General features: G+C 66.3%; 22 protein-coding genes and 1 pseudogene. 13 read left to right on the forward strand and 10 right to left on the reverse strand.

All coding sequences use genetic code 11. The annotated features are described in order from the left end of the window. The coding region (locus A5791_RS25555; RefSeq protein ID WP_156661611.1) for an MBL fold metallo-hydrolase at window positions 1-513 on the forward strand (513 nt) is incomplete at its 5' end. A 355-nt stretch (window positions 514-868) separates the two neighbouring features. Continuing rightward, window positions 869-1675 (forward strand): enoyl-CoA hydratase/isomerase family protein, encoded by an 807-nt coding sequence (locus tag A5791_RS25560; protein ID WP_067243080.1) that lies wholly within the window; start codon window positions 869-871, stop codon window positions 1673-1675. A 6-nt stretch (window positions 1676-1681) separates the two neighbouring features. Here A5791_RS25560 and A5791_RS25565 read toward each other — a convergent pair whose 3' ends face one another. From A5791_RS25565 to A5791_RS25580, 4 genes are all read right to left on the reverse strand, one after another. Next, window positions 1682-2551, reverse strand: coding sequence for a TIGR03619 family F420-dependent LLM class oxidoreductase (locus A5791_RS25565; protein WP_067243121.1), 870 nt, complete (start codon window positions 2549-2551; stop codon window positions 1682-1684). 73 nt (window positions 2552-2624) lie between these two features. Then, a complete protein-coding gene (locus tag A5791_RS25570; RefSeq protein WP_231996012.1) occupies window positions 2625-3398 on the reverse strand; it encodes an STAS domain-containing protein in 774 nt (257 codons plus the stop codon). Between the two features lie 374 nt (window positions 3399-3772). Beyond that, entirely contained in the window at window positions 3773-5041 is a 1269-nt protein-coding gene (locus A5791_RS25575) for a DUF4873 domain-containing protein (protein ID WP_231996011.1), read from the reverse strand. After that, window positions 5038-5943, reverse strand: coding sequence for a diiron oxygenase (locus A5791_RS25580; RefSeq protein WP_067243084.1), 906 nt, complete (start codon window positions 5941-5943; stop codon window positions 5038-5040). Before A5791_RS25580 ends, A5791_RS25575 begins: the two co-directional genes overlap by 4 nt. 133 nt (window positions 5944-6076) lie before the next feature. Here A5791_RS25580 and cobF point away from each other — a divergent pair, with 133 nt between their 5' ends. The 5 genes and pseudogenes from cobF to A5791_RS25600 all read left to right on the forward strand — a co-directional run bounded on the left by cobF (window position 6077) and on the right by A5791_RS25600 (window position 9442). Further along, a complete protein-coding gene (cobF, locus tag A5791_RS25585; RefSeq protein WP_067243086.1) occupies window positions 6077-6826 on the forward strand; it encodes a precorrin-6A synthase (deacetylating) in 750 nt (249 codons plus the stop codon). Window positions 6827-6989: 163 nt separating this feature from the next. Further along, window positions 6990-7847, forward strand: coding sequence for a PE family protein (locus A5791_RS27575; RefSeq protein WP_082967136.1), 858 nt, complete (start codon window positions 6990-6992; stop codon window positions 7845-7847). Then, a pseudogene (locus tag A5791_RS27580) lies at window positions 7813-8001 on the forward strand (DNA-formamidopyrimidine glycosylase family protein); the annotation flags it as partial. The gene A5791_RS27575 and the pseudogene A5791_RS27580, both read left to right, overlap by 35 nt. Before the next feature lie 207 nt (window positions 8002-8208). Continuing rightward, on the forward strand, window positions 8209-8676 hold the full coding sequence (locus A5791_RS27420; RefSeq protein ID WP_231996013.1) for a zinc finger domain-containing protein: 468 nt from the start codon (window positions 8209-8211) through the stop codon (window positions 8674-8676). 16 nt (window positions 8677-8692) lie between these two features. Next, window positions 8693-9442 carry an SDR family oxidoreductase gene (locus A5791_RS25600; protein WP_067243093.1) on the forward strand — a complete coding sequence of 250 codons (750 nt, stop codon included), beginning with the start codon at window positions 8693-8695 and terminating at the stop codon, window positions 9440-9442. Window positions 9443-9524: 82 nt separating this feature from the next. Here the strand turns inward: A5791_RS25600 and A5791_RS25605 are convergent, their stop codons facing one another. Next, on the reverse strand, window positions 9525-10856 hold the full coding sequence (locus A5791_RS25605; RefSeq protein WP_067243096.1) for an oxygenase MpaB family protein: 1332 nt from the start codon (window positions 10854-10856) through the stop codon (window positions 9525-9527). A gap of 85 nt (window positions 10857-10941) precedes the next feature. Here A5791_RS25605 and A5791_RS25610 point away from each other — a divergent pair, with 85 nt between their 5' ends. Then, window positions 10942-11517: a TetR/AcrR family transcriptional regulator gene (locus A5791_RS25610; RefSeq protein WP_067243125.1), complete on the forward strand. Its 576-nt coding sequence runs from the start codon at window positions 10942-10944 to the stop codon at window positions 11515-11517. A gap of 97 nt (window positions 11518-11614) precedes the next feature. Here the strand turns inward: A5791_RS25610 and pgi are convergent, their stop codons facing one another. Together pgi and A5791_RS25620 are read right to left on the reverse strand one after the other, a co-directional pair. Next, the gene (pgi, locus tag A5791_RS25615) at window positions 11615-13279 is read right to left on the reverse strand and encodes a glucose-6-phosphate isomerase (protein WP_067243098.1); all 1665 of its coding nucleotides are present in this window, start codon (window positions 13277-13279) and stop codon (window positions 11615-11617) included. Between the two features lie 136 nt (window positions 13280-13415). Beyond that, window positions 13416-13730, reverse strand: a complete 315-nt coding sequence (locus tag A5791_RS25620; RefSeq protein ID WP_082967138.1) for a chorismate mutase — start codon at window positions 13728-13730, stop codon at window positions 13416-13418. A 200-nt stretch (window positions 13731-13930) separates the two neighbouring features. Between A5791_RS25620 and pcrA the strand changes: the two genes are divergently transcribed. Then, window positions 13931-16297: a DNA helicase PcrA gene (gene pcrA / locus A5791_RS25625; RefSeq protein ID WP_067243103.1), complete on the forward strand. Its 2367-nt coding sequence runs from the start codon at window positions 13931-13933 to the stop codon at window positions 16295-16297. 94 nt (window positions 16298-16391) lie between these two features. Here the strand turns inward: pcrA and A5791_RS25630 are convergent, their stop codons facing one another. Together A5791_RS25630 and A5791_RS25635 are read right to left on the reverse strand one after the other, a co-directional pair. Next, the gene (locus tag A5791_RS25630; RefSeq protein ID WP_067243106.1) at window positions 16392-16946 is read right to left on the reverse strand and encodes a hypothetical protein; all 555 of its coding nucleotides are present in this window, start codon (window positions 16944-16946) and stop codon (window positions 16392-16394) included. A gap of 4 nt (window positions 16947-16950) precedes the next feature. Further along, complete coding sequence (locus tag A5791_RS25635; protein WP_067243108.1) at window positions 16951-18030, reverse strand: M23 family metallopeptidase; 1080 nt, start codon at window positions 18028-18030, stop codon at window positions 16951-16953. Window positions 18031-18318: 288 nt separating this feature from the next. Between A5791_RS25635 and sucC the strand changes: the two genes are divergently transcribed. From sucC to A5791_RS25655, 3 genes are all read left to right on the forward strand, one after another. Next, window positions 18319-19500 carry an ADP-forming succinate--CoA ligase subunit beta gene (gene sucC / locus A5791_RS25645; RefSeq protein ID WP_067243112.1) on the forward strand — a complete coding sequence of 394 codons (1182 nt, stop codon included), beginning with the start codon at window positions 18319-18321 and terminating at the stop codon, window positions 19498-19500. Window positions 19501-19524: 24 nt separating this feature from the next. Next, window positions 19525-20427, forward strand: a complete 903-nt coding sequence (gene sucD, locus A5791_RS25650) for a succinate--CoA ligase subunit alpha (RefSeq protein WP_067243114.1) — start codon at window positions 19525-19527, stop codon at window positions 20425-20427. Window positions 20428-20538: 111 nt separating this feature from the next. Further along, window positions 20539-22065: an acetyl-CoA acetyltransferase gene (locus tag A5791_RS25655; protein ID WP_067243116.1), complete on the forward strand. Its 1527-nt coding sequence runs from the start codon at window positions 20539-20541 to the stop codon at window positions 22063-22065. Between the two features lie 62 nt (window positions 22066-22127). On the opposite strand, the gene A5791_RS25660 is transcribed toward A5791_RS25655, so the two are convergent. Further along, a complete protein-coding gene (locus A5791_RS25660; RefSeq protein WP_067243117.1) occupies window positions 22128-22976 on the reverse strand; it encodes an LLM class F420-dependent oxidoreductase in 849 nt (282 codons plus the stop codon). 145 nt (window positions 22977-23121) lie between these two features. Between A5791_RS25660 and A5791_RS25665 the strand changes: the two genes are divergently transcribed. Then, on the forward strand, window positions 23122-24117 hold the full coding sequence (locus A5791_RS25665) for a DUF5336 domain-containing protein (RefSeq protein WP_067243119.1): 996 nt from the start codon (window positions 23122-23124) through the stop codon (window positions 24115-24117). Window positions 24118-24125: the final 8 nt, after the last annotated feature.

Here is a 24125-nt window from a genome sequence, read left to right on the forward strand (position 1 = left end):
CTCACCTTCGAGCGTGAGCTCAGCGTGCAGGTCGGCGGTCGGCAGATCAACCTGTTGAACCTGGGTCCGGCCCACACCGCTGCGGACTCGGTGGTGCACGTGCCCGACGCCGGTGTGCTGTTCGGCGGGGATCTGCTGTTCATTGGGTGTACGCCCATCGTGTGGGCCGGTCCGATCGCGAACTGGATCGCGGCCTGCGACACGATGATTGCGCTGGACGCGCCGACGGTGGTGCCCGGCCACGGTCCGGTCACCGATCCGGACGGAATCCGGGCGGTCCGTGGCTATCTCGCGCACGTGTCCGAACAGGCCGAGGCCGCCTACCGCAAGGGCCTGTCGTGGTCCGAGGCCGCCGACACCATCGACCTTGGCGAGTATGCGACGTGGCTGGATGCGGAGCGAGTCGTCGTCAATGTCTACCAGCGCTATCGCGAACTCGACGCTGATACTCCACAGCTGGAGGTAATGGCGTTGCTGACGATGCAGGCGGACTGGCTGGCCACACGCTGTTGAGGCACAGGTGTCGTAAGAAGTCGACGTGTGTCCTGGCAGCTTGGTGGTGCACAGAACCGGTGGGCCGGATGGTTCTCATGAGTCTCATCCGTCACAGAATTTCGGGTGTATGTCTTTTTGTCCGCCTCCGAGCGACAACCGAAAGCCAACCGCACCGGCCGCGAAAGTGCAACTGACAACACATTTCCCGAGAAGGGCCGTCGTCAGTTGCACTTTCGCGACAGGCACCCACGCTGCTGGCCAGGTCCCAGATGTCGTCTTCGGTTCACGCCGTGTGCGAAATCTCCTTCGATGCTGCGCCCAAACCACCGTGGGTCGTGTCCCTGAACATCGGCTGTGCCCTACGGTTTGGGATATGGCTGCCGTGGAACGTGGAACGCTCGAGGAAAACATCGCGCTGATCACCCTGAACCGGCCGAGACGCCTCAACGCCATTGACGGGTCGCTGATCGACGCGATGGACGATTGCCTGGACGCGCTCGGGTCCGGCGAATACCGCGTCGCGATCCTGACCGGCGCCGGACGCGGATTCTGCGCCGGCGCAGACCTGAGCGGCACCGGCGAGGCCTGGACCAAACCGAAGCCGACCAGCCCGCCGTTCAAGGCCAGTTATGACGCTCAGGTTCGCTTGGCGGAACAGTACATTCGGCTCTACGAGCTACCCATCCCGGTTATCGCCGCGGTGAACGGTGTCGCCGTCGGTGGCGGGCTGGCCTTCGCGTTGCACTGTGACATCCGGATTGCCTCCGAAAGCGCGCGGTTCGGGTCGGTGTTCATCAAGGCGGGGTTCTCGTCGATGGACATGGGCACCAGTTATCTGCTGCCGAAGATCGTCGGCGCCGGGGTGGCACGCGAACTCATGCTGACCGGTCGCATCATCGATGCTGACGAGGCCTATCGCATCAAGCTGGTCCACGAGGTGGTGGCACCGGATCATCTGATCACAGCTTCGCTCAACATGGCGCGGTCGATCGCCGAGAACAACGCATTCGGGGTGTGGCAGACCAAGATTGGCCTCAACACCGCGTTGGACGCACCCAGTTTGCGGCATGCCATCGAGATCGAGAACCGCACGCAGATGCTGACCGGCTTCACCAACAATCCGGCCGAAGCCGCCAAGGCGCACCAAGAAAAGCGCGCCCCGAAGTGGGATTCTCTGTGACCGCCGCTAGACCTTCGAGATCACTTTTTCGGCGAACCGTTCCAGGTGCCGGATCTTTTTCTCCAGCGGCTCGGTGTCGGGCCCATTGATGTAGGGATACCGGAAGCCCACGATGGCGTCGGTGACGCCTTTGTCTTCAAGCCGTTTGATGCCGTCCACCGTGTAGGCGTCCATCGAGATGACGTGGATCTCGAACGGCCCGGTCTTGCCCTCTTCTTCGCGGTACTTCTTGACCTTGGCGATCAGCCGGTCGAGTTCCTCGGCGTCGCCGCCGCCGCCGTGCATCCAGCCGTCCAACCGCGCTGCCCGCCGCAGCGCTGCATCGGCATGGCCGCCGACCAGAATCGGGATCGGTTGGGTGGGAGCCGGGCTCATCTTCGTCTTCGGGATGTCGTAGAACTCACCGTGAAACTCGAAGTAGTCGCCGGTGGTCAAGCCCTGCACGATGGCAATGCACTCGTCCATCCGCCTGCCGCGCTTCTCGAATGGGATGCCCAGCAGTTCGTAATCCTCCGGCCACGGGCTGGTGCCGACGCCGAGTCCCAACCGATTACCGGTCAGCGCGGCGAGTGAGCCCGCCTGCTTGGCGGTCAGCGCCGGATGCCGGACCGGCAGCTTGAGGACGAAGAAATTGAACCGCAGCTTCGTCGTCACCGCGCCCAGTGCGGCGGCCAGCACAAAGGCCTCGATGATCTCCTTGCCGTCCAGAAACTCCCGGCTGCCGTCGGGGGTGTACGGGTATTTGGAGTCGGACTCGAAGGGGTAGGCCAGGCTGTCGGCGATCGTCATGCTGTGGTAGCCGGCCTCGTCCGCCGCCTTGGCCAGCGGAATGTAGAACGAAGGGTCGGTCAGTGACTCCGCAAAGCTGAACCGCACGACATTCACCTTCCGTCAACGGGCAACAACACGACAGTAGAACGTGTTCTAATTTGGCCGGCGAAGGGGGCTGCTAGAGCTGGTTTTCCGGACCGATGATCGCCCATACCGTCTTGCCCGACGCGGTGGGAGTGCTGCCCCAATCCCGCGACAGAGCGTCGACGATGGCCAGGCCGGACACGTCGATACCTTTGGCGGGTGACGGCAGGCGCGCCGCGGGTGTGGAACTGGTGTCAGACACGGCGATCGTCGCGGTCTGGCCGTCGCACTCGATCATCATCAGCGGCTCGCTACCGGTGTGTTCCAGCACGTTCTCGATGAACACATTCACCACCACCAGGGCAACCGGGATCAGCCCGGGCTGCGACCAGGCGGTGAACCACTCGCGCACCAGCTGACGCGACTCCCGGAGACTGGACAAATGAGCGGGCAACTCCGCTTTGGCCCGCCGAACCTTGTTGCGCGCGAGCTTGGCGACGGCCTTCATCGCCGTCTTGTCAGTCGCGTATACCGGCAGCAAGCGGGCCACCCCGCTGCGTTGGAGCGCCTCGCGGCTGCTGCGATTCCCGCAGACCAGCAGTAGCGGAACCTCCGGGCGGCCGTCGTGCTGCCAGCGCGCGCCCGAGAACGTCGACCACGCCGATTCCTCCGGCACCCGAAGCGCGGTGACGTCGACGATCACCGCGGGCGGCCCCTTGCGGGTCGCCTTGACGATGCTGTCCAGCAAGGCCGCCGAATTGGCGGTGTCCAAAACACCGTCGACGGTCAGCACGACCACCGACTCCTCCGTCCGTGACGCGACGGCCAACGAGCTGGCCGAATCGGCGATCGCGCTCACCGCATCCACCCGTCCCGTTCCATCTGGCACTCCTCGAGTTCCTGCCTGGTCAAATTGCCGACGAATGCCGCCTCTCGGCGGCATTATGCTTCGGATCTCTGTCAGCCATCCTCGACGTGGGAGTTGGTTGACCGTATTGCGCCGGCGACGGGCGAACGCAGCACTGGGCGGAGACGAGTCGAGAAGATGCCTCGACGTTGCCAGCCGCAAGCGCCGCCCCCTGCTAACGCCGAGCCTGTCGATTTGGTCGTGTCTGGGCCCTCCGATGTGCGCAACACTAACGTCGATTACCCACTTGGGCGCCGTGGGCAACCTCGGGTGTGGTTGAGGGTCAGCCTAACCGCATTCTTCGCCTGTCAACAGCTAAGAAATTTCGTCGTGTCTCAAGCTCGGGTCAGCTCATAGGGAGGCGCACCCACCCCGGCGATCGAATGCGTGCCCCACGGCGTCTGCTCGACGATGCGCGCGGGGACACTGCGTTCGCCGACGGTGATCGTTGTCGCTCGCGCCCGTTTGAGCGTGTTCTCTGGTATCGAGCTGAAAACCGTGCCCTGCCAGTGGTAACGGCCGTCGATCGGATCGAGATGGCCCCGCAGTCGAACGCGGACCGGGTGCGCGGCGTCGGCTATGGTCAGCGTCGCGTCGCCGTCGTAGGTCTGTTCGTCGTCGGCCGCCCCGGTCGTCAGGTCGAACGCCTTGGCCGCCTGATGAGCCCGGGCCGGCCCCAAGTGGGCGCGCTCGTTGAACACTTGCTGACTGCTGCGCAGCACTTCGATGCGGGTGCGACCGCTGCTGTGCAGGAGTTTTACGCAATTGGCGACGTAGCTGGTCTGCATGCCGATATCGGGCCCGGTGACGAAGAAGTAGTTGGGGAATCCGTGCAGGGCAACCCCCTGGTAGGGCTCCATGCCGTGGTACCAGGCCTGCCGGATGGTCAGACCACCGGCGCCCACCAGGGCGCCGTCGGGCATTCCGTCGGGAATCTGAAAGCCGGTGCCGTAGACGATGGCGTCGAATCGGTGCTCGACGCCATCGCGGGTGCGTATCCCGGTGGGCGTCAGCGTGTCGATCGGCGAATCCGCCACCAATGGTCCGCGACGCGTCCGGGTGCGGGCGCGCACCCAGCGCAGGGCCGGAACGGTGCGCAGCGGGACCCACGGCGACATGTGCGTGACCACCCAGCGCGGTGCGTGCGCGAAGACGGTTACCGCCGAGCCCTTCAGCCGGCCGATGTGATAGCCCGCGCCGGCATCCGTGCCCACCATCGCGATGCGTTTGCCCGCCGGATCGAAATCGGGATCCCAGGCTGACGCGTGAAACGAAGCTCCCCCAAAGTCGTTGCACCCGTTGAGTTCCGGTATCCACGGCACGAACGGCGGTTGGTGCGCCGCAATCACGACGCGACCCCGGATCGTCTCGCCCGAGCTGGTCTGCAACGTCCAGGTGTCGGTGTCGTCGTCGAACACCGAGCCGACGATCTCGCAGCCGGACCTGAGCCGGCCGGCCGGCGCGGCCGGACAGTCGCGTCGGCGCGCCTCTGCGAGGGGGGCCTTGTCCAGCATCACGAAATCGGTGACGCCGGCAGTCAGCAGCTCGGTCGCGACTCCCAGCCCGGTGGCTCCGGCGCCGACGACGACGGTCCCGGACGTCACAGAAACTTGGTCCGCTTCCACCCGAAGCGCGCGATCGGGCCGAGCAGGCCTACCTCGGCCAAGAACGCCGCCAGTGGGGCGAACCCGGCCTTGTGGACCTCATGCCGGTGCGGACTGCTGCGCGCCAGTTTGCGTGCCCGCGCTGCATCCAGGCCCACCCGCGCGTAGGGGACCGGGTTGTTGAACAGGTAGCGGAAGAAATATCCACCGAGTCCGTTGAAGTTGGCCATCCACAGTTTGTTGAGCCGCGGCATGGTCTGGACCCTCTTGCGCGCGCCGTCGCGCGCGAACTGGATGTGGCGGGCTTCCTCGGTGACGTGGATGCGCATCAGGCGCTGGATCATCGGCTGCAGCTCCGGGTCGTCCATCATCTGGCGCTGCAGCGAGTCGAAGATCTCCTCACCGATCAGGGCGGCCACCCACAGCATCGAGCCGCGCTGAAACACCAGCGGCAAGAGGTTGATGATCATCCGGTGGATCCGCCGCGGCTGTACCGGCTTGGCGCCCATGCGCTCGATGGCCTTGCCGAACATCACCATGTGGCGGGTCTCGTCGCCCAGCTCGGTCAGCTTGTAGTGGACCGTCTTGGACGTTGGGTCCTCGTGCAGGATGGTCCGCAGCAAGGACTGGTTGAGCATGTTCTCGAACCAGATGCCCGCCGAGAGGGTGTTGACCATTTCCTGACGCGACAGCTCGATCTGCTGCTCACGAGTCATTTCGTCCCACATCGGGGTGCCGTACAGGGAGACCAGCCGCGGCGGCAGAAAGAACTTGTCCGGGTCCAGCGGCGCATCCCAGTCGATATCGACGACCGGCTCATATGACTTCTTCACCGAGCCCTTGAGCAGACGCTCGGAGAACTCTTCGCGACTCGGCCCATCCGATTTGACCGCAGTGGTCATCGTTGCTTCCCTTCAGTGCTTCAGACGTGCGGGAGATCACAATCGATAGTCAATACGCATGGTATCCGGTACCGGAGGTATCGGCTAGAGGTTTGCGGTGTCGATCCGACGCAATCCGCATAGGCTTGCCCGGGTGAGCCGGCGCATCCACGTCATCGGCATCGGCGCGGGGGACCCCGACTACCTGACCGTCCAGGCCATCGAGGCGCTCAACGACACCCAGGTCTTCTTTGCGATGGACAAGGGTGAGACCAAAAGCGACCTGCTGGCGCTGCGCCGGGAAATCTGTGCGCGGTTCATCCGCAAGCCCGGCTATCGATTCGTCGAGCTGCCCGACCCGCCCCGCGCCGGCGACGCCGACTACCGCCAGGCGGTGTCCGACTGGCACACGGCCCGCGCCCGGATATGGGCGTCGGCCATCGCCGACGAACTGGGTCCCGAGGACGCCGGGGCGTTCCTGGCCTGGGGTGACCCGTCGCTGTACGACAGCACGCTGCGCATCCTCGACGCCGTCGCGGCCGAGGTCGATATCGACTACGACGTCGTTCCCGGCATCACGGCGGTCCAGGCGCTGACCGCCCGGCACCGCATCCCGCTCAACGAGGTCGGTGAACCGGTGCTGATCACCACGGGTAGGCAGTTGCGGGAGCACGGGCTGGCCGGCTCGGCCGTGGTGATGCTCGACGCCGACTGCTCCTTTCAGGTGTGCCCGGCCGGCACGTCGATCTGGTGGGGCGCCTATCTGGGCACCGCCGACGAGTTGCTGGTCGCCGGCACCGTCGGCGAAGTCGGGGCCCGTATTCAGGCGCTACGCGCCGACGCCCGAGCGCGGCACGGCTGGATCATGGACACCTATCTGCTCAGGGCGCCACAAGCTCGGTAACGCGCCGCCGGGACGCGCCGAAGTTGGAGGTGACAGGCTTTTCTGGCGCTTTCGCAGCGGGTTCGCAGGTTTCACCGAAGCGGTGATCTTGATCGCGCTACGATCGCGTCTTGCCCGTAGGTCTAGAGGTGGCCGTGATCGCTGGGCTCGCGAGGGGTACGGAATGTCTTTTGTGGTAGCGGCGCCCGCCTACGTCCAGTCGGCGGCGGCGGATTTGGCGAATATCGGCTCGACGATCAGCGCCGCGAACGCGGCGGCTGCGACACCTACGACGGCGATCATGGCGGCCGGCGCCGATTCGGTATCGGCCGAGCTCGCGGCGTTGTTCGGCGCACACGGGCAGATGTATCAGGCGCTGAGCAATCAGGCGGCACTGTTCCACAGCCAGTTCGTGCAGCTCATGAATGCCGGCGGGGCGCAATATGCACTCAGCGAGGCTGCCAACGCCTCGCCGCTGGCCAGCGCCGCCGGAGAGGCGGGCAACACGGTCGCTGCGCCGGTCACTCCCGGACGGCCGATCTCTGGGGATGTCCCTCTCGGGGCTGCAGGCGGACGGCTATTCGCCAATGCCGGCAATGCCGGTAGCGGCGGTGCAGGCGGCCGGGGCGGGCTGCTGGCGAGTGCTGGGGCGGTCAGCCTGGGCTCGAATGCTGGCGTTGCGAACGCCGGCCACGTCAGTGGCGGCACTGGCGACACCGCGGACGCGGGTGGTCCGGGTGGTCCGGGTGGCCTGCTCTGGGGTGACAGTGGGTACGGCGCATTGGGCGGGGCGGGCGCGTTGGCCGCCGCCGGTGTCCCCCTCGGTATCGGCGGTGGTGCCGGCCAGAGTGGTCTCGGCAGCAGCCCGGCGCCCTCCGCCGGCGGCGCGAACGGCTCCGGGATGCAGGCGGCCGCCGGTGGCAAGACGGTCGCCAGCGCCACCGTGGCACAGCCCGCTGACGGCGGCGCCATGGACACGTCGCTGCGGCAATCGGCAGACTGGTCGCGTGCCCGAACTCCCCGAGATCGAAGCGCTGGTTGACCATTTGCGCCGCCACGCGGTCGGTTTGACTGTCGGCCGCGTCGATGTCGCCGCGCTGTCGGTGTTGAAGACCTTCGATCCCCCGATCAACGCGCTGCATGGCCAGACGGTCGAGGGAGCCCAGCGGTGGGGCAAGTACCTGGGCCTTCAAGCGGGCAAGCTGTTCTTGATCGCGCACCTGTCGCGGGCGGGCTGGTTGCGGTGGTCCGAGCAGCTGGCCGCCGCGCCGTTGCGGCCCGGCAAGGGGCCGATCGGGCTGCGCGTCCACCTGGGCACGCCGGGAAGCGCGCCGGGCTTCGACCTCACCGAGGCCGGCACCCAGAAGCGGCTGGCGGTGTGGCTCGTCGACAACCCGAAGCAGGTGCCGGGCATCGCCGCTCTGGGCCCGGACGCGCTGGAGCTCAGCCCCGACGACCTGGCCGGGGTATTGGCGGGCAACACCGGCCGCATCAAAACCGTCATCACGGACCAGAAGGTCATCGCGGGCATCGGCAACGCCTACAGCGACGAGATCCTGCACGTCGCCAAGATCTCGCCGTTCGCGACGGCGGCGAAGCTGACCGACGAACAGCTCACCAACCTGCACGACGCGATGGTGTCGGTGCTGACCGACGCGGTGAGCCGGTCGGTCGGCCAGGGCGCCGCCACGCTGAAAGGCGAGAAGCGCTCCGGTCTGCGGGTGCACGCCCGCACCGGGTTGCCCTGTCCGGTATGCGGAGACACCGTGCGTGAAGTGTCCTTCGCGGACAAGTCTTTTCAGTACTGCCCGACCTGCCAGACCGGCGGCAAGGTGCTGGCCGACCGGCGCATGTCGCGGCTGTTGAAGTAGCCGATATGCTGCCCGGGTGACTCGGCAGAAGATCCTCATTACCGGGGCCAGCTCCGGCCTGGGCGCCGGAATGGCGCGTGCGTTCGCCGCCCAGGGCCGCGATTTGGCGTTGTGCGCCCGTCGCACCGACCGGCTCGACGAGCTGAAAGCCGAACTGTCCCAGCGGTATCCGGATATCAAGATCGCGGTCGCCGCGCTGGACGTCAACGACCACGAGCAGGTGCCCAAGGTGTTCGCCGAACTGGCCGACGAACTGGGCGGCATCGACCGCGTCATCGTCAACGCCGGCATCGGCAAGGGCGCCAGGCTGGGCTCCGGCAAGCTGTGGGCGAACAAGGCGACCATCGAGACCAACCTGGTGGCGGCGCTGGTGCAGATCGAGACCGCGCTGGAGATGTTCCACAAGAGCGGGTCGGGCCATCTGGTGCTCATCTCCTCGGTGCTCGGCAACAAGGGAGTGCCGGGCGTCAAAGCCGCCTACGCGGCGAGCAAGGCCGGCGTGAGCTCGCTGGGCGAATCGCTGCGCGCCGAATACGCCAAGGGGCCCATCAAGGTATCGGTGATGGAACCCGGCTACATCGAGTCGGAGATGACGGCCAAGTCAGAGAGCACAATGTTGTTGGTGGACAACGAAACTGGCGTCAAGGCTCTCGTCGCCGCGATCGAGCGCGAACCCGGCCGTGCCGCCGTGCCGTGGTGGCCGTGGGCGCCGCTGGTGCAGTTGATGCGGGTGCTGCCGCCGTCGTTGACCAAGCGCTTCGCCTGACTCACTCACCGGCGAGCGTGCGCGTTTGCACGCGACACGCCGGGCGAGCGTGTACATTTGCGCACGCTCGCGGCCCCTGGGCTCAGTGCGCGACCGGCGTGTAATGCGATGCGTCGGTGGTGAATTCGGGTTTACCGTAGGTTGCCAGCCGTAGCTTGAGCAGCCCGATGACGTATGCGTCGGTGATGTCCCGAATCACCGGGATGCGGCTGGCGTGCTGAACGGCGGTGAATCGTCCGATGATGAACGGCGCGGTCAGCGCCACGCGCACGAGGTCCGTCGGGCCCATTGAGACGCCCATGGCCTCGGCCACGTCGCGGTCACCACCGCAGAACGTGCGCACGAAGGTGAGCTTGCTGAAACTCTTCTCGACCGCCTCGGCGCAACGGTCGAACAGGGTGGTGCCGGGGCGCAGATATGCCGCCATAGTGCCGCTGACGAGCTCGCGGCAGATGTCGTCGAACCCGTCGCGCAGCAGTGCCGAGCGCGCGTGCATGACGTGCATGATGTCGGCCGGCTCGGCGGGCAGCAATTCCTCCGGCAATCCGAGCAGGAAGCAGCGATACCGGGCGAATTCGACGACGGCGCGTTCCTCGGCGGTGAACTTCGTCCGGCCCTGTTGACGCGCCCTACGGGCCAGCAGGTACTGGCCGATCATTCCGGCCGGCATCTGGTCGACCTGCGGGACCGGCATGCCGTAGATGGCTTTATCCCATTTGAGGCCCGACTTGCCTGGCTTCTTCAGGGCGTTGAAGCGCACCATCGAGTGCATCAACCGGACCATGGCGGCAGCTTCGAAGCCCGGGCCGTAGCGGTCCAACGCACCGGGCAGGGTGGTGACGGCGAAGAAACTGGCTGTCTCGTTGACCCGCCGAGCCGCCCGCTTGCCCGAAAGGGCACCGGTCAACGCCATCGGCAGCGCGGCGTAGGTATTGGTGAAGGTCGCGATAAAGGCTCCTCGCGTGATGAACGGGGCCAGCAGCGCGGCGGGGATGCGCTCTTGGCGAGCGCCTTCTCGTACCAGGTCGAAGTCGATCCACTCCGGCGTGGCCTCCATGGCGGCGATAAACGCCACGAGCTCGGGGGGCGCGTCGGGTACGGCCTCGATTCCCTTGCGGCAGGCCGTCTTGAGCATGTCGATCAGCTGGGTGACGCTGTGCGTATTCATCAGTGCCGCATAGGGATCGGCGACGACGTCGCCGAGCAGGGTGGCCGTGCTGATCAATTCCATCACGCGGTCGTCCGCCAGGATCGGCCCACGATCGGCGACCCAGGCCGGCAGCGCGGAGTCGACGTCGGGTTCGGTGGCCAGGCGGTCCGGCTGCTGGTCGAAGTTGAAGTCTCCATAGAGATCGGGCTGCAAATCGCGCTGGCTTCGGACCCGCTGCGCGAGTTCGGGGTAATACGAGACCATCACAACCTCCGCTAACTAACACTTAGTGAGTAATACTCACAAGGCGTTAGTTATGCTGTCAAGCGTGGAACGCCCGAAGCGGCGCATGACCGCCGAGCAGCGGCGCGAGCAGATTCTCGACGTCACGCACGCGATCGTCGACGCCGAAGGATTCCACGCGGCGACACCCAACCGCATCGCCGAGGCTGCCGGCATCGACCGATCGTTGATCTATCAGAAGTTCGGCGACTTGGCCGGGCTGTTCGTCGAACTGATCGACCGTGAGGCGGCGCGGGCCGGCGCGCAGTTCGCCGAGGCGATCTCCGGATTGGACGCGGCCCCTGACGACCAATCGCTGATCCTCGCGTTCGACGGGGTGCTGGCCGCGGTCGACGCGCACCCGGCAACATGGCGGCTGTTCCTGTTTCCGCCGCAGGGGGCTCCGCCAGAGTTGTATGCCCGCCTGGCTAAATCTCAGGCCGTCGTGAACGAGTTCTTCGTCCGGGAACTGCTGCGCCACAATCCCGCGCTGCACGAGCCGGAATACACCGCGCGCATCCTGCACGCGGCCGGTCGAGAATTGCTGCAGCTGCACCTGAGTGATCCGCAGACCGCGTCCCAGGAACGCCTGCGCACCTTTGTGCGGCGACTCGGCTCCGAGCTCACCGTCTCAGCGCGGTGACAGCCCGCCTTTGGCGCGAGCGTGCGTGTCTGTACACCACACGCCGCAGAGAGGCGTACAACTGTGCACGCTCACGGCTGAAAAGGACCGGGCAAAGCTAGCTCGTGCGGCCTCTTTCGGTCCGGTAACGACGGACCAGCGCGTCGGTCGAGCTGTCCGACTGCTTTTCGGGCGCCCCGTCCGCGGTGATCACCGGAAGCAGCGCCTTGGCCTGGGTCTTACCCAGCTCCACACCCCACTGGTCGAAGGAGTCGATGCCCCAGATCACGCCCTCGGTAAACACTTGATGCTCGTACAGCGCGATCAACTGGCCCAGCACCGACGGCGTGAGCCGGTTTGCCAGGATCGAGGTCGACGGGCGATTGCCGGGCATCACCTTGTGCGGCACCACGTCCGCGGGGGTGCCCTCGTCGGCGATCTCCTCGGCTGTCTTGCCGAACGCCAGCACCTGGGTCTGGGCGAAGAAGTTGCTCATCAACAGGTCGTGCATGCTGCCGGTGCCCTCGACGGTTGGCAGGTCGTCCAGCGGCTGGCTGAAGCCGATGAAGTCGGCCGGCACCAACCGCGTGCCCTGATGCAGCAACTGGTAGAACGCGTGCTGGCCGTTGGTTCCCGGTTCGCCCCAGAAGATCTCGCCGGTGTCGGTGCTCACCGGCTTGCCGTCGGCCCGCGTCGACTTGCCGTTGGACTCCATGGTCAGCTGTTGCAGATAGGCCGCGAACCGCGCCAGGTCGTTGGAGTAGGGCAGGACGGCGCGCGACTGCGCGTCGAAGAAGTTGGAGTACCACAGGCCGATAAGGGCAAGCAGCGCAGGCGCATTGGCCTCCAGCGGGGCGGTGCGGAAGTGCTCGTCGACGATGTGGAATCCGGACAGGAAGTCGGCGAAGGCCTCCCGCCCGATGACTGCCATCAGCGACAGCCCGATCGCCGAATCGACCGAGTACCGCCCACCAACCCAATCCCAGAAGCCGAACATGTTGTCGGTGTTGATCCCGAAGTCGTCGACGAGGCGCTTGTTGGTGGACACGGCGACAAAGTGGTGGGAGACCGCGGCGTCGCCGAGCGCGTCGGTCAGCCAACGTCGCGCGGCGGTGGCGTTGGTGATCGTCTCCAGTGTGGAGAACGTCTTGGATGCGACAATGAAAAGCGTTGTGGCAGGGTCTAAGTCGGCAAGCTCAGCGATCAGGTCGGCGGGGTCGACATTGGAGACGAACCGCGCCGAAATCCCCGCGTCGGCGTAGTGGCGCAGCGCCTGATATGCCATCACCGGACCCAGGTCTGAACCGCCGATGCCGATGTTGACGACGGTGCTGATCCGCTTACCCGTGGCCCCGGTCCATTCGCCGCTGCGCAACCGGTCGGTGAAGTCACCCATCGCATCCAGGACGGCATGCACATCCTCGACTACGTTCTGGCCGTCGACCACCAGCTCGGCGTCGCGGGGCAGCCGTAACGCGGTGTGCAGGACCGCGCGGTCCTCCGAGGTGTTGATGTGCGCACCGGAGAACATCTCGTCGCGACGCTCTTCGAGGTGTGCGGCCCGTGCCAGATCGACCAGCAGCCGCAGCGTCTCGCGGGTGATGCGGTGTTTGCTGTAGTCGATGTAGAGGTCGCCGACGGTGACGGTCAGCTCGCGGCCGCGATCGGGGTCGTCGGCGAAGAGCTGGCGCAGGTGGGTTTGTCCGATCTGTTGGTGGTGCGTGCGCAGAGCGTCCCACGCGGGGGTGGCGGTGATGTCAGGGATTGATTGCACGGAAGTCATCTGCGCCGCTCCTCCTCATTGCTTCGCACTGCATCGTCGCCGGCGGAAGTCATGGTTCGACCCTAATCCCCGGTTCAGCCGCCACCCAGACCTCGCCGCAGATCGACCGTCGGGCCGCACAAAGCGGCACAGGGCTTTAGTGCCCGAGCCGGCCACGACCCAAACGCAACAACAACATGGCCAGATCCTTGCCGTCGGGACCCAGTTCGCTGTAGCGCTCGATGACTTTCATCTCGCGGCTGTGCACCAGCCGGGTGCCGCCGGACGCCATTCGCGCCCTGCCGATCGCCTGGGAAACTTCCGCACGCCGCTTGACCGCCGCGAGGATCTCGGCGTCCAGTCGGTCGATCTCATGCCGCAACTCTTCGATGTCGGCCTCAGGGGCCTGAATTGTCTCTGCGTTCATTTCTGCTGACTCCGCGCTTTCATGTTGTGGGGGTTCTGGTCTCATCCGGCGTCAGGCCTCACACAAGAAACGAGCCCCGAATCCGAAGCGGACCACGGGGCTGTGCGAATAGCAGCTACACCCAAGGCACCGCTGGCCGGTACCCATAAGAAAATCGGGGCTGCACGTGGAGCACCAACCGAGTGTGCCATCAAGGGCCGTACCGGCGCAAAGTTGTCTCCCGTCGGCGGTAAGTTTGGACCGACATGAGTGTGCATGCAACGGCTCCCCAAACACCATCGGGATTGGCACCCCCGGAAGTGGATCGACTACTCGAAGGCCTCAACCCGCAACAGCGCCAGGCGGTGGTACATGAGGGTTCGCCGCTGCTGATCGTGGCGGGAGCGGGCTCGGGCAAGACGGCGGTGTTGACGCGGCGCATCGCCTACCTGATTGCGGCCCGCGGCGTCGGGGTCGGTCAGATTCTGGCCATCACCTTCACCAATAAGGCCGCCGCAGAGATGCGCGAACGGGTAGTCCGGCTGGTCGGCGACCGGGCCCGGTACATGTGGGTGTCCACTTTTCACTCGACCTGCGTGCGGATATTGCGCAACCAGGCATCGTTGATCGAAGGCCTGAACTCCAACTTCTCCATTTATGACGCTGACGATTCGCGGCGTCTGTTGCAGATGATCGGCCGCGACATGGGCTTGGACATCAAGCGGTATTCGCCGCGGCTGCTGGCCAATGCCATCTCCAACCTGAAGAACGAGTTGATCGACCCGCACCGGGCGGTGTCGGAGTTGTCCGACGACTCCGACGACTTGGCCCGCACCGTGGCATCGGTCTACGGCGAATACCAGCGGCGGCTGCGGGCGGCGAACGCGCTGGACTTCGACGACCTCATCAACGAGACCGTCGCGGTGCTGCAGACGTTCCCGCAGATCGCTCAGTACTACCGGCGACGATTCCGGCACGTCCTCGTCGACGAGTACCAGGACACCAACCATGCGCAATATGTGCTGGTGCGCGAGTTGGCCGGTCGCGGGCGCCCAGAACCCCAAGACCCTTCCGGCGACGCGGTACCGCCGGCGGAACTGTGCGTCGTCGGTGATGCCGACCAGTCGATCTATGCGTTCCGCGGCGCCACAATTCGCAACATCGAAGACTTCGAGCGCGACTACCCGGACGCCAGAACCATTCTGCTGGAACAGAATTACCGCTCCACGCAGAACATCCTGTCGGCGGCCAACTCGGTGATCTCCCGCAACGCGGGCCGCCGCGAGAAGCGACTGTGGACCGACGCCGGTGACGGCGAGTTGATCGTCGGCTACGTCGCCGACAACGAGCACGACGAGGCAAGGTTCGTCGCTCAGGAAATCGACGCGTTGACCGAGGGCGGCGAGATCACCTACAACGACGTCGCTGTCTTCTACCGCACCAACAACTCGTCGCGGTCGCTGGAAGAGGTCTTCATCCGCTCCGGCATTCCGTACAAAGTCGTTGGGGGAGTGCGGTTTTACGAGCGCAAGGAGATTCGCGACATCGTCGCCTACCTGCGGGTGCTGGACAACCCCGGCGACGCGGTGAGCCTGCGGCGCATCCTCAACACCCCGCGCCGCGGTATCGGTGACCGTGCCGAAGCCTGTGTGGCCGTGTACGCGGAGAACACCGGCGCTACGTTTGCCGACGCGCTGGTGGCCGCGGCCGAAGGCAAGGTTGCGATGCTGAACAGCCGCGCGGAGAAGGCGATCGCCGGTTTCGTCGAAATGCTCGACGAACTGCGCGGGCGCCTCGACGACGACCTCGGCGATCTGGTGGAGTCGGTGCTGGAACGCACCGGCTACCGTCGGGAATTGGAGTCGTCCACCGACCCGCAGGAGCTGGCGCGGCTGGACAACCTCAATGAACTCGTCAGCGTCGCACACGAATTCAGTATCGACCTGGCTTTGCAAACCGGGGAAGCGGAAGCACTGGAAGCAGAGCGGCCACCCGAGGACGAAGATGTGCCGGATACCGGTGTGCTGGCGGCGTTTCTGGAACGGGTGTCGCTGGTCGCCGACAGCGACGAGATCCCCGAGCACAGTGCCGGTGTGGTGACGCTGATGACCTTGCATACCGCCAAGGGTCTGGAGTTCCCGGTCGTCTTCGTCACCGGCTGGGAGGACGGGATGTTCCCCCACATGCGGGCGCTCGACGATCCGACGGAACTGTCCGAGGAGCGACGGCTGGCGTACGTCGGCATCACGCGGGCGCGGCAACGACTGTATTTGAGTAGGGCGATCGTCCGGTCATCCTGGGGGCAGCCGATGCTCAACCCCGAGTCGCGATTTCTCCGCGAGATCCCGCAACACCTCATCGACTGGCGGCGTACCGCCCCGAAGCCGTCGTTCAGCGCGCCGGTGAGCGGCGCGGGCCGCTTCGGTGCCCCGCGTCCGTCCCCGGCACGCCCGGCGAGCAAGCGCCCGCTGTTGGTGCTGCAGCCCGGTGATCGGGTGACCCACGACAAGTACGGCCTGGGCCGCGTCGAGGAAGTTTCCGGAGTCGGCGAGTCGGCCATGTCGTTGATCGACTTCGGCAGTGCCGGGCGGGTGAAGCTGATGCACAATCACGCGCCGGTCGCCAAACTCTGAACGTCGGGGATTCAGCCGTGGCGCCGAGCGTGCACCCAGGGCGTAGAAATCGCGAAATTCCAGCCCTCAGAACACGTTCGGCGCGACAAGCGCCTTAACCCAGCAGCCAGCGTTTCGTTCGCGGATGCCACGCCAGCACGATGCTGGCCACCGGCAGCACCCAAAGCGTGTAGACGATCCACGCCACCCGAGCGCCCGCGAGAAATATGCCGCCGTAGGTCAGCAACGCGACCAGCGCACCCGCCGCGATCAGCCACCGTCCGACAGGCCGGTGTAACAACAGCAGGATCACGCCCGAGATGGTGGCCAACGCGAAGACCAGCGCGAGAAAGCCCACCGCGATGCAGAACAGGCGGTCGGTCCGCCACCAGCCGGCGATCAGGTCGGTAGCCACTACCGACGCGGCCCACCCGCTGACGATGCTGACCGCGCAGGCGCCGACGGTCGTGCCGACCGTCGGCTCGTCGAGGCGAGGCCCCAGGCGCCGGGATCCCGGATCGACCGGCGGCGGAAGTTGGGTGGTTGGCGACTCCGGGACGGTCGGCATCGGTCCCGTCGGCGCACGACGGATGATCCGGGCCTTGGTTTCGGGCGCGATGGGTGGCCCGGCCGGTTGTGCGCCTGGGGGTGGGGTGTTCGGCGCGGTCACCGGCTCAACCGGCGTAGTTGCCGACGTTGAGTCCGCGTTTGGCCAACCACGGCACGGGGTCGATTCGTTCGGTGCCGCCCAGCAGCACCTCGAAGTGCAGGTGCGGGCCGGTGGAGAAGCCGCGGTTGCCCATGGTGGCGATCTGGTCGCCCGCCATCACGCGCTCGCCGACGCTGACCAGCGTGCTGTTGACGTGGCCATAGAGCGTGACGGTCCCGTCGGCGTGGCGCAGCTTGACCCACATTCCGTAGCCGGCGGTGGGTCCGGCGTCGATGACGACACCGTCGGACACCGCGTAGATGGGCGTTCCGATCGAGTTGGCCAAATCGATTCCCGCGTGCAGCACACCCCAGCGATACCCAAAATTCGACGTGAAAATCCCCTTCGTGGGCATCACGTAGAGCGGCTGCTGCAGTCGCGCCTCGCGTTGGGCGCGCTCCTGGGCGAACGCCATGCCCTTGGCGAGCTCCAAGTTGTGGGCCGCGGCATTGGCCGCCGGCTGCACCGCGACGACCTGCACCCCCCGGGTCGCGGTGCTGCCCGACCCCCCGAGCAGCGACGACGCGTTTGCGCTAAGCACGGTCTCGGTCTTCGTGGTGTCGGAGTGGGTGAGCGCTGCGTGCCCGGCTGCGGCCGCCGCGCCGGCCGCCATCGCCGAGATCATCAGGCGACCCTTGGCCGCACTGGTCGGCTGCTTGCGGTGCTGTCCACCTCGCTGCGGAACCCGGACGACGCTCAGGGCGTCTGAACGAAAGGGGCGAGGTTCGGTGTGGGGCTGCACGGTCACCCGCGGGAGCACGTCAGTGGGCGCTGTCAGCCGCACCGGAGTCAGGTTGTCGGTGTCATGCAGATCATCGAGCTCGGGGGCCAGCAGTACCTGGGCTTCGTTGTCGACGGCGAAGTCGACCTCCAGCTGCAGGTCGCCGATGTCGGTGTCGTAGAGGTCGTCGAGATCGTCGAAGTCGAAGCCGTCCAGCGGGAGGATTTCGGTGACTTCGTTCTGGTGGTGAGGAGCCCAGCCTTCGCGGTTGGTGCGTACTGCCCCTGCAGCGACGCGAGAACGTGCGAGTCGGTGCTGCGACAACCTGAAAAGTCCTCGGATCGTGACCTTAACGTTATCTGGACCCTGAGACGGTATCCGCTGACCTACGGGGCTGGCAACTCGCGGCCGAGATCATGACCGGGATTGTGAGCTTGATCACGTTTAGCACATTCGAGTGCCAGATGAGCTGTGCCGCATTCCGTTTATGCCTTGCCACCGCCGGGGGGCGGGGCCACGGGTGGGCCCCATTCGGTGGGTGGATACAGTTCACCGTGCGTGCCGCCGAGACCGGTGCCGCCTCCCTACAGGCAAAGTAAAGACAGTGAGCACATGGATCTTTTCGAGTATCAAGCGAAAGAGCTGTTCGCGAAGCACAACGTACCCAGCACTCCCGGCCGGGTAACCGACACCGCCGAAGGCGCGCGTGACATCGCCGCGGAGATCGGTCGGCCGGTGATGGTCAAAGCGCAGGTCAAGATCGGTGGACGAGGCAAGGCCGGGGGCGTCAAGTACGCCGCGACCCCGGAGGACGCCTACGAGCACGCCAAGAACATCCTGGGCTTGGACATCAAGGGCCACATCGTCAAGAAATTGCTGGTGGCCGAGGCCAGCGACATCGCCGAGGAGTATTACTGCTCCTTTCTGCTCGACCGTGCGAACCGCACCTACCTTGCAATGTGCTCGGTAGAGGGCGGCATGGAGATCGAAGAGGTGGCCGCCACCAAGCCGGACCGCCTCGCCAAGGTCCCGGTGAACGCCGTCAAGGGGGTCGATCTCGCGACCGCGCGCTCCATCGCCGAGCAGGGCCATCTGCCGGCCGAGGTGCTCGACGCCGCCGCGATCACCATCGCCAAGCTGTGGGAGCTGTTCGTCGCCGAGGACGCGACGCTGGTGGAGGTCAACCCTCTGGTGCGCACTCCTTCCCGCGGGGAAGACGACCCAGGTCGGATCCTGGCCCTGGACGGCAAGGTCACGCTGGACGCCAATGCCGACTTCCGCCAGCCTGGCCACGCCGAGTTCGAAGACCGCGCGGCCACCGACCCGCTCGAGCTCAAGGCCAAGGAGCACGACCTCAACTACGTCAAACTCGACGGATCTGTCGGCATCATCGGTAACGGCGCGGGCTTGGTGATGTCGACATTGGACGTCGTCGCCTACGCCGGTGAGAAGCACGGCGGAGTCAAGCCGGCCAACTTCCTGGACATCGGTGGCGGTGCCTCTGCGGAGGTGATGGCCGCCGGCTTGGACGTGGTGTTGGGCGACTCGCAGGTCAAAAGCGTTTTCGTCAACGTCTTCGGCGGCATCACGGCGTGCGACGCGGTTGCCACCGGAATCGTCAAGGCCCTGGAAATCCTTGGCGACGAGGCGAACAAGCCACTGGTGGTGCGGCTGGACGGCAACAACGTCGACGAGGGCCGGCGCATCCTGGCCGAGGCCAACCACCCGCTGGTGACGCTGGTGCCGACGATGGACGAGGCCGCCGACAAGGCCGCCCAGCTGGCGAGCGCCTGAGAAAAAAAAGGAGCTACGACCCTAATGGCAATCTTTCTGACCAAAGAAAACAAGGTCATCGTTCAGGGCATCACCGGCAGCGAGGCCACCGTCCACACGGCCCGGATGCTCAAGGCCGGCACGCAGATCGTCGGTGGGGTCAACGCCCGCAAGGCCGGCACCACGGTCACCCACGAGGACAAGGGCGGCCGGATCGTCAAGCTGCCGGTATTCGGTAGTGTCGCCGAGGCCATGGAGAAGACCGGCGCCGACGTCTCGATCATCTTCGTGCCGCCGAAGTTCGCCAAGGACGCCATCATCGAGGCCATCGATGCCGAGATCCCGCTGCTGGTGGTCATCACCGAGGGAATCCCGGTGCAGGACACCGCTTATGCCTGGGCTTACAACTCAGACAAGGGCGGCAAGACCAGGATCATCGGCCCCAACTGCCCGGGCATCATCAGCCCCGGACAGTCGCTGGTCGGCATCACCCCGGCCAACATCACCGGCGCAGGTCCCGTCGGGCTGGTGTCCAAGTCGGGCACGTTGACCTACCAGATGATGTACGAGCTGCGCGATTTCGGATTCACCACGTCGATCGGCATCGGCGGTGACCCGGTGATCGGCACCACCCATATCGACGCGATCGAGGCGTTCGAGAAGGATCCCGACACCAAACTCATCGTGATGATCGGCGAGATCGGTGGTGACGCCGAGGAGCGGGCGGCCGAGTTCATCAAGGCCAACGTGTCCAAGCCGGTCGTCGGTTACGTCGCTGGATTCACCGCCCCGGAGGGCAAGACGATGGGCCACGCGGGCGCGATCGTGTCGGGCTCGTCGGGAACGGCTGCCGCCAAGAAGGAAGCCCTGGAAGCCGCCGGCGTGAAGGTGGGCAAGACGCCCTCGGAGACGGCGGCCCTGGCCCGCGAGATCCTGCAGAGCCTCTAGCCGCTGAGCAGACGCAGAGTCGCACGTTTCTGACCAGAAACGTGCGACTCTGCGTCTGTTCGCGCACCCCAGCCGCGGCGCTGGGACCGGCCTGCGGTAGATAGTAAGGCTATGAATCCAGACCGGCGGACGCCCGTCATCGTCGGCGTCGGGCAGGCGGCCGAGCGCATCGACGATCCGGACTACCGGGCGATGTCACCCGTCGAGCTGGCCGCCGCCGCGGCCCAGAGCGCGCTCAAGGACTGTGGCGTCGACGCCGCATCGGTGGCCGACGCCATCGACACCGTCGCCGGTGTGCGCCAATTCGAGATCTCCGGTCCTGTCGCCAACGCTCCGCTGGGGCGGTCCAACAACTACCCGCGATCGGTGGCCAACCGGATCGGGGCGCGGCCGGCCCGCGCGATCCTCGAGATCGTCGGCGGTCAAGGGCCCCAGCATCTGGTCAGCGAGCTGGCCGCCGAGATCGCCGCGGGACGCTCGGAGGCCGCACTCGTCTTCGGCTCCGATGCGACGTCTACGCTGCGGCACTTCGCGCGTGCCGACCAGAAGCCGGACTTTACCGAAACGGTGGACGGTGACCTGGAAGACCGCGGGCAGGGCATCGACGGAATCATCTCGCGCTACACCGTCATTCACGGTCTGGTGGACGCACCGACCCAGTACGCGCTGATGGAGAACGCCCGACGGGCCGAAACCGGACTCGGGCCGGCCGAGTATCTGCGGCGGATGGGTGAGCTGTTCGCCCCGTTCACCAAGGTCGCCGCAGGGAACCCGTTGGCCGCCGCGCCCGTCGAATACAGCGTCGACGAACTGATCACCGTGACCGACCGCAACCGGATGATCTCGGAGCCCTACCCGCGGCTGCTCGTAGCGCGCGACCAGGTGAACCAGGGTGCGGCCGCCCTGCTGATGTCGGTTGCCACGGCACGTCGCCTGGGCGTGCCCGAGGAGAACTGGGTGTACCTGCACGGGCACGCCGACCTGCAGGAGCAGGCACTGCTGGCGCGTCCGGATCTCGGGCACGCCCCGTCAGCCGTCACGGCGGTGCGCGAGGCGCTGGCCATGGCCGGAATCGGCGTCGACGACGTCGCCACCTTCGACCTGTACAGCTGCTTTCCGGTCCCGGTGTTCAACATTTGCGACGGCTTGGGGATCGCGCCAGACGACCCGCGCGGCCTGACCCTGACCGGTGGCTTGCCGTTCTTCGGCGGCGCCGGCAACAACTATTCGATGCACGGCATCGCCGAAACGGTAGCCCGGATGCGAAGCGTACCAGGGCAATTCGGCCTTGTCGGGGCCAACGGCGGGATCATGAGCAAGTACTCCGTCGGTGTGTACTCCACTTCGCCGGCGGAGTGGAAGCCGGACGGCAGCGCGCGGTTGCAGGCGCAGATCGACAGCGCGCCGGCCGTGCCGGTGACCGAGACGGCCGACGGGTCCGCCACCGTCGAGACCTACACCGTGCGTCGCGACAACGGGCGGCTGACCGGCATCGTCATCGGCCGACTCGACGACGGCAGCCGGTTTTTGGCCACCACCGAGAACGACGAGCTGATCACGCTGCTGACCGACGGCGACCCACTCGGCCAACCGGTCCGGGTGCGTTCCTTCGACTACGGCAACCGCTGCACTTTGTAACGCGAGCAGACGCAGAATCGCACGAATCCGCCCCGCGGGGGGCGACTCTGCGTCTGCTCGCGCTACACCAGCGCGGCCAGCTTGCCGGCCAGTCGCTCCACGTAGGCGGCGATCTCGGCTTCGGGGCGATCGGGCAACCCGAACAGCACCTCGGTGACGCCGAGTTCGGCCCAGCGGGCCAGCTTCTCGGCTACTGGCTTGAAGTCCAGCGCCACGATCTGCGGGGCCCCGTCCCGACCGGCAGCGGCCCAGGTGTCCTGCAGCAACTTCACCGGCTCATCGATGTCGAAGTCGCGCGGGGTGGTGATCCACCCGTCGGCGCTGCGGGCGATCCACTTGAAGTTCTTTTCCGTCCCCGCGGCGCCCACCAGCACCGGAATGTGCGCCTGCACCGGTTTGGGCCACGCCCAGCTCGGCCCGAACTTGACGAACTCGCCGTCGTAGGCGGCCTCCTCCTGCGTCCACAAGGCCCGCATCGCCTCGATGTACTCGCGCAACATCGTGCGCCGGCGCCCGGGCGGCACGCCGTGATCGGCGAGCTCGTCGGTGTTCCAACCGAACCCAACGCCCAGACTGACCCTTCCGCGCGACAGATGGTCGAGCGTCGCGATGCTTTTCGCCAGCGTGATCGGGTCGTGCTCGACGGGCAGCGCCACCGCGGTGGACAGCCGCACCCGCGACGTCACCGCGCACGCCGCGCCCAAACTCACCCACGGATCCAGCGTGCGCATATACCTGTCGTCCGGCAGCGATGCGTCGCCCGTCGTCGGATGGGCCGCCTCACGCTTGACCGGAATGTGCGTGTGTTCTGGCACGTAGAACGTACGAAAGCCGTGGTCGTCGGCAAGCTTTGCGGCTGCCGCCGGAGTGATGCCGCGGTCACTGGTGAAAAGCACAAGCCCGAAATCCATGAACAGGATTAGAACGTGTTCTACCTGCGGTGGGCAAGCGGGGGTTGAGCGCCCCCGCACCGGCACTCCAACGTGCGCTAGCGTTGTTGGTCGAATCACGTCGCCACGCAAGCGCGGCCAGCCTGGGAAACAACAGGAGGAGTCAATGACCTACTCACCCGGTAGTCCCGGATATCCACCCGCGCAGCAGCCCTCCGGGTCCTACCCCGGCGGCGCCCAGCCGGCCACCCCCGATTTCGCCAAGGAACCCGCTGAAAACAAGCTTCCGCTGTATCTGGGCTTCGCTGTGGTGGGCCTCGGCCTGGCGGCGTACTTCGCGAGTTACGGCCCCGGTGGCGTGGTGCAGTCCATGGTCGCCGCCCTGCTGGCGGGGCTGCTGGCTGCCGTTGGCCTAGTGCCCAAGGCGAAGCCCCACCTGGGCGTGATCTCTGCAATCTCGGTACTCGGCTTACTGCTGGCGATCTCGGAGACCGTCAACGCGCCCGACAACGGCTCGACTCCGTGGGGACTGTGGCTGGTCCTGACTTTCAGTTTCCTTCAGGCGGCCTCTGCCGTCGCTGCCCTTCTGCTGGAGTCCGGCGTGATCACCATGCCGCCGCCGCGGCCCAAGTACGACCCTTACCAGCAGCAATACGGCCAGTACGGGCAGTACGGCCAGCAGCAGTATGGGCAGCAGCCGTACTACGGTCAGCCGGCCCAACAGGCGCAACCAGGAATCCAGTCGCCGCAGCAGGCGCCGCCCAGCGGGTACGGGTCGCCCTACGGCGGGTACGGCTCGAGCCCTGGACAGGGCCAGCAGCCGAGCCAGGGCAACATGGCAACGCAGTCCGTCATCCCGACCTCCGGCTCGAATCCGTCGACGGGCGGATTCGGTGCCGCGCCGTCGGCCCAGTCCGGGCCGCAGCCGGCTGCGCAGTCCGGGCATCAGGCCGCCGGGCAGTCCGGACCCCAGCCCACCTTTCAGACACCCACCACGCCGCCCACCGGCTTCCCCAGCTACGGTCCGCCGCCGTCGGCCAACGCGGGCAGCGGCTCCGACGCTGGTTCGGCGACGGTCAACTACTCCAATCCCCCCGGCGGCCAGCAGGCCCAGAACTACGGCCAGGGCCCGCAGTCGTCACCTGGGTCGGCGCCGGCCTAACCCGACGC

The sequence above is a fragment of the Mycobacterium sp. 852002-51163_SCH5372311 genome, from assembly GCF_001667115.1.
In the GTDB taxonomy this organism is placed as follows: Bacteria; Actinomycetota; Actinomycetes; order Mycobacteriales; family Mycobacteriaceae; genus Mycobacterium.

Coding starts and splice junctions, on each gene's coding strand:
- A5791_RS25560 (WP_067243080.1), top strand. CDS start 869: ATGGCTGCCGTGGAACGTGGAACGCTCGAGGAAAACATCGCGCTGATC.
- A5791_RS25580 (WP_067243084.1), bottom strand. CDS start 5,943: ATGACCACTGCGGTCAAATCGGATGGGCCGAGTCGCGAAGAGTTCTCC.
- A5791_RS27575 (WP_082967136.1), top strand. CDS start 6,990: ATGTCTTTTGTGGTAGCGGCGCCCGCCTACGTCCAGTCGGCGGCGGCG.
- A5791_RS25605 (WP_067243096.1), bottom strand. CDS start 10,856: ATGGTCTCGTATTACCCCGAACTCGCGCAGCGGGTCCGAAGCCAGCGC.
- A5791_RS25610 (WP_067243125.1), top strand. CDS start 10,942: ATGACCGCCGAGCAGCGGCGCGAGCAGATTCTCGACGTCACGCACGCG.
- pgi (WP_067243098.1), bottom strand. CDS start 13,279: ATGACTTCCGTGCAATCAATCCCTGACATCACCGCCACCCCCGCGTGG.
- A5791_RS25620 (WP_082967138.1), bottom strand. CDS start 13,730: ATGAGACCAGAACCCCCACAACATGAAAGCGCGGAGTCAGCAGAAATG.
- pcrA (WP_067243103.1), top strand. CDS start 13,931: ATGAGTGTGCATGCAACGGCTCCCCAAACACCATCGGGATTGGCACCC.
- sucC (WP_067243112.1), top strand. CDS start 18,319: ATGGATCTTTTCGAGTATCAAGCGAAAGAGCTGTTCGCGAAGCACAAC.
- sucD (WP_067243114.1), top strand. CDS start 19,525: ATGGCAATCTTTCTGACCAAAGAAAACAAGGTCATCGTTCAGGGCATC.
- A5791_RS25655 (WP_067243116.1), top strand. CDS start 20,539: ATGAATCCAGACCGGCGGACGCCCGTCATCGTCGGCGTCGGGCAGGCG.
- A5791_RS25660 (WP_067243117.1), bottom strand. CDS start 22,976: ATGGATTTCGGGCTTGTGCTTTTCACCAGTGACCGCGGCATCACTCCG.
- A5791_RS25665 (WP_067243119.1), top strand. CDS start 23,122: ATGACCTACTCACCCGGTAGTCCCGGATATCCACCCGCGCAGCAGCCC.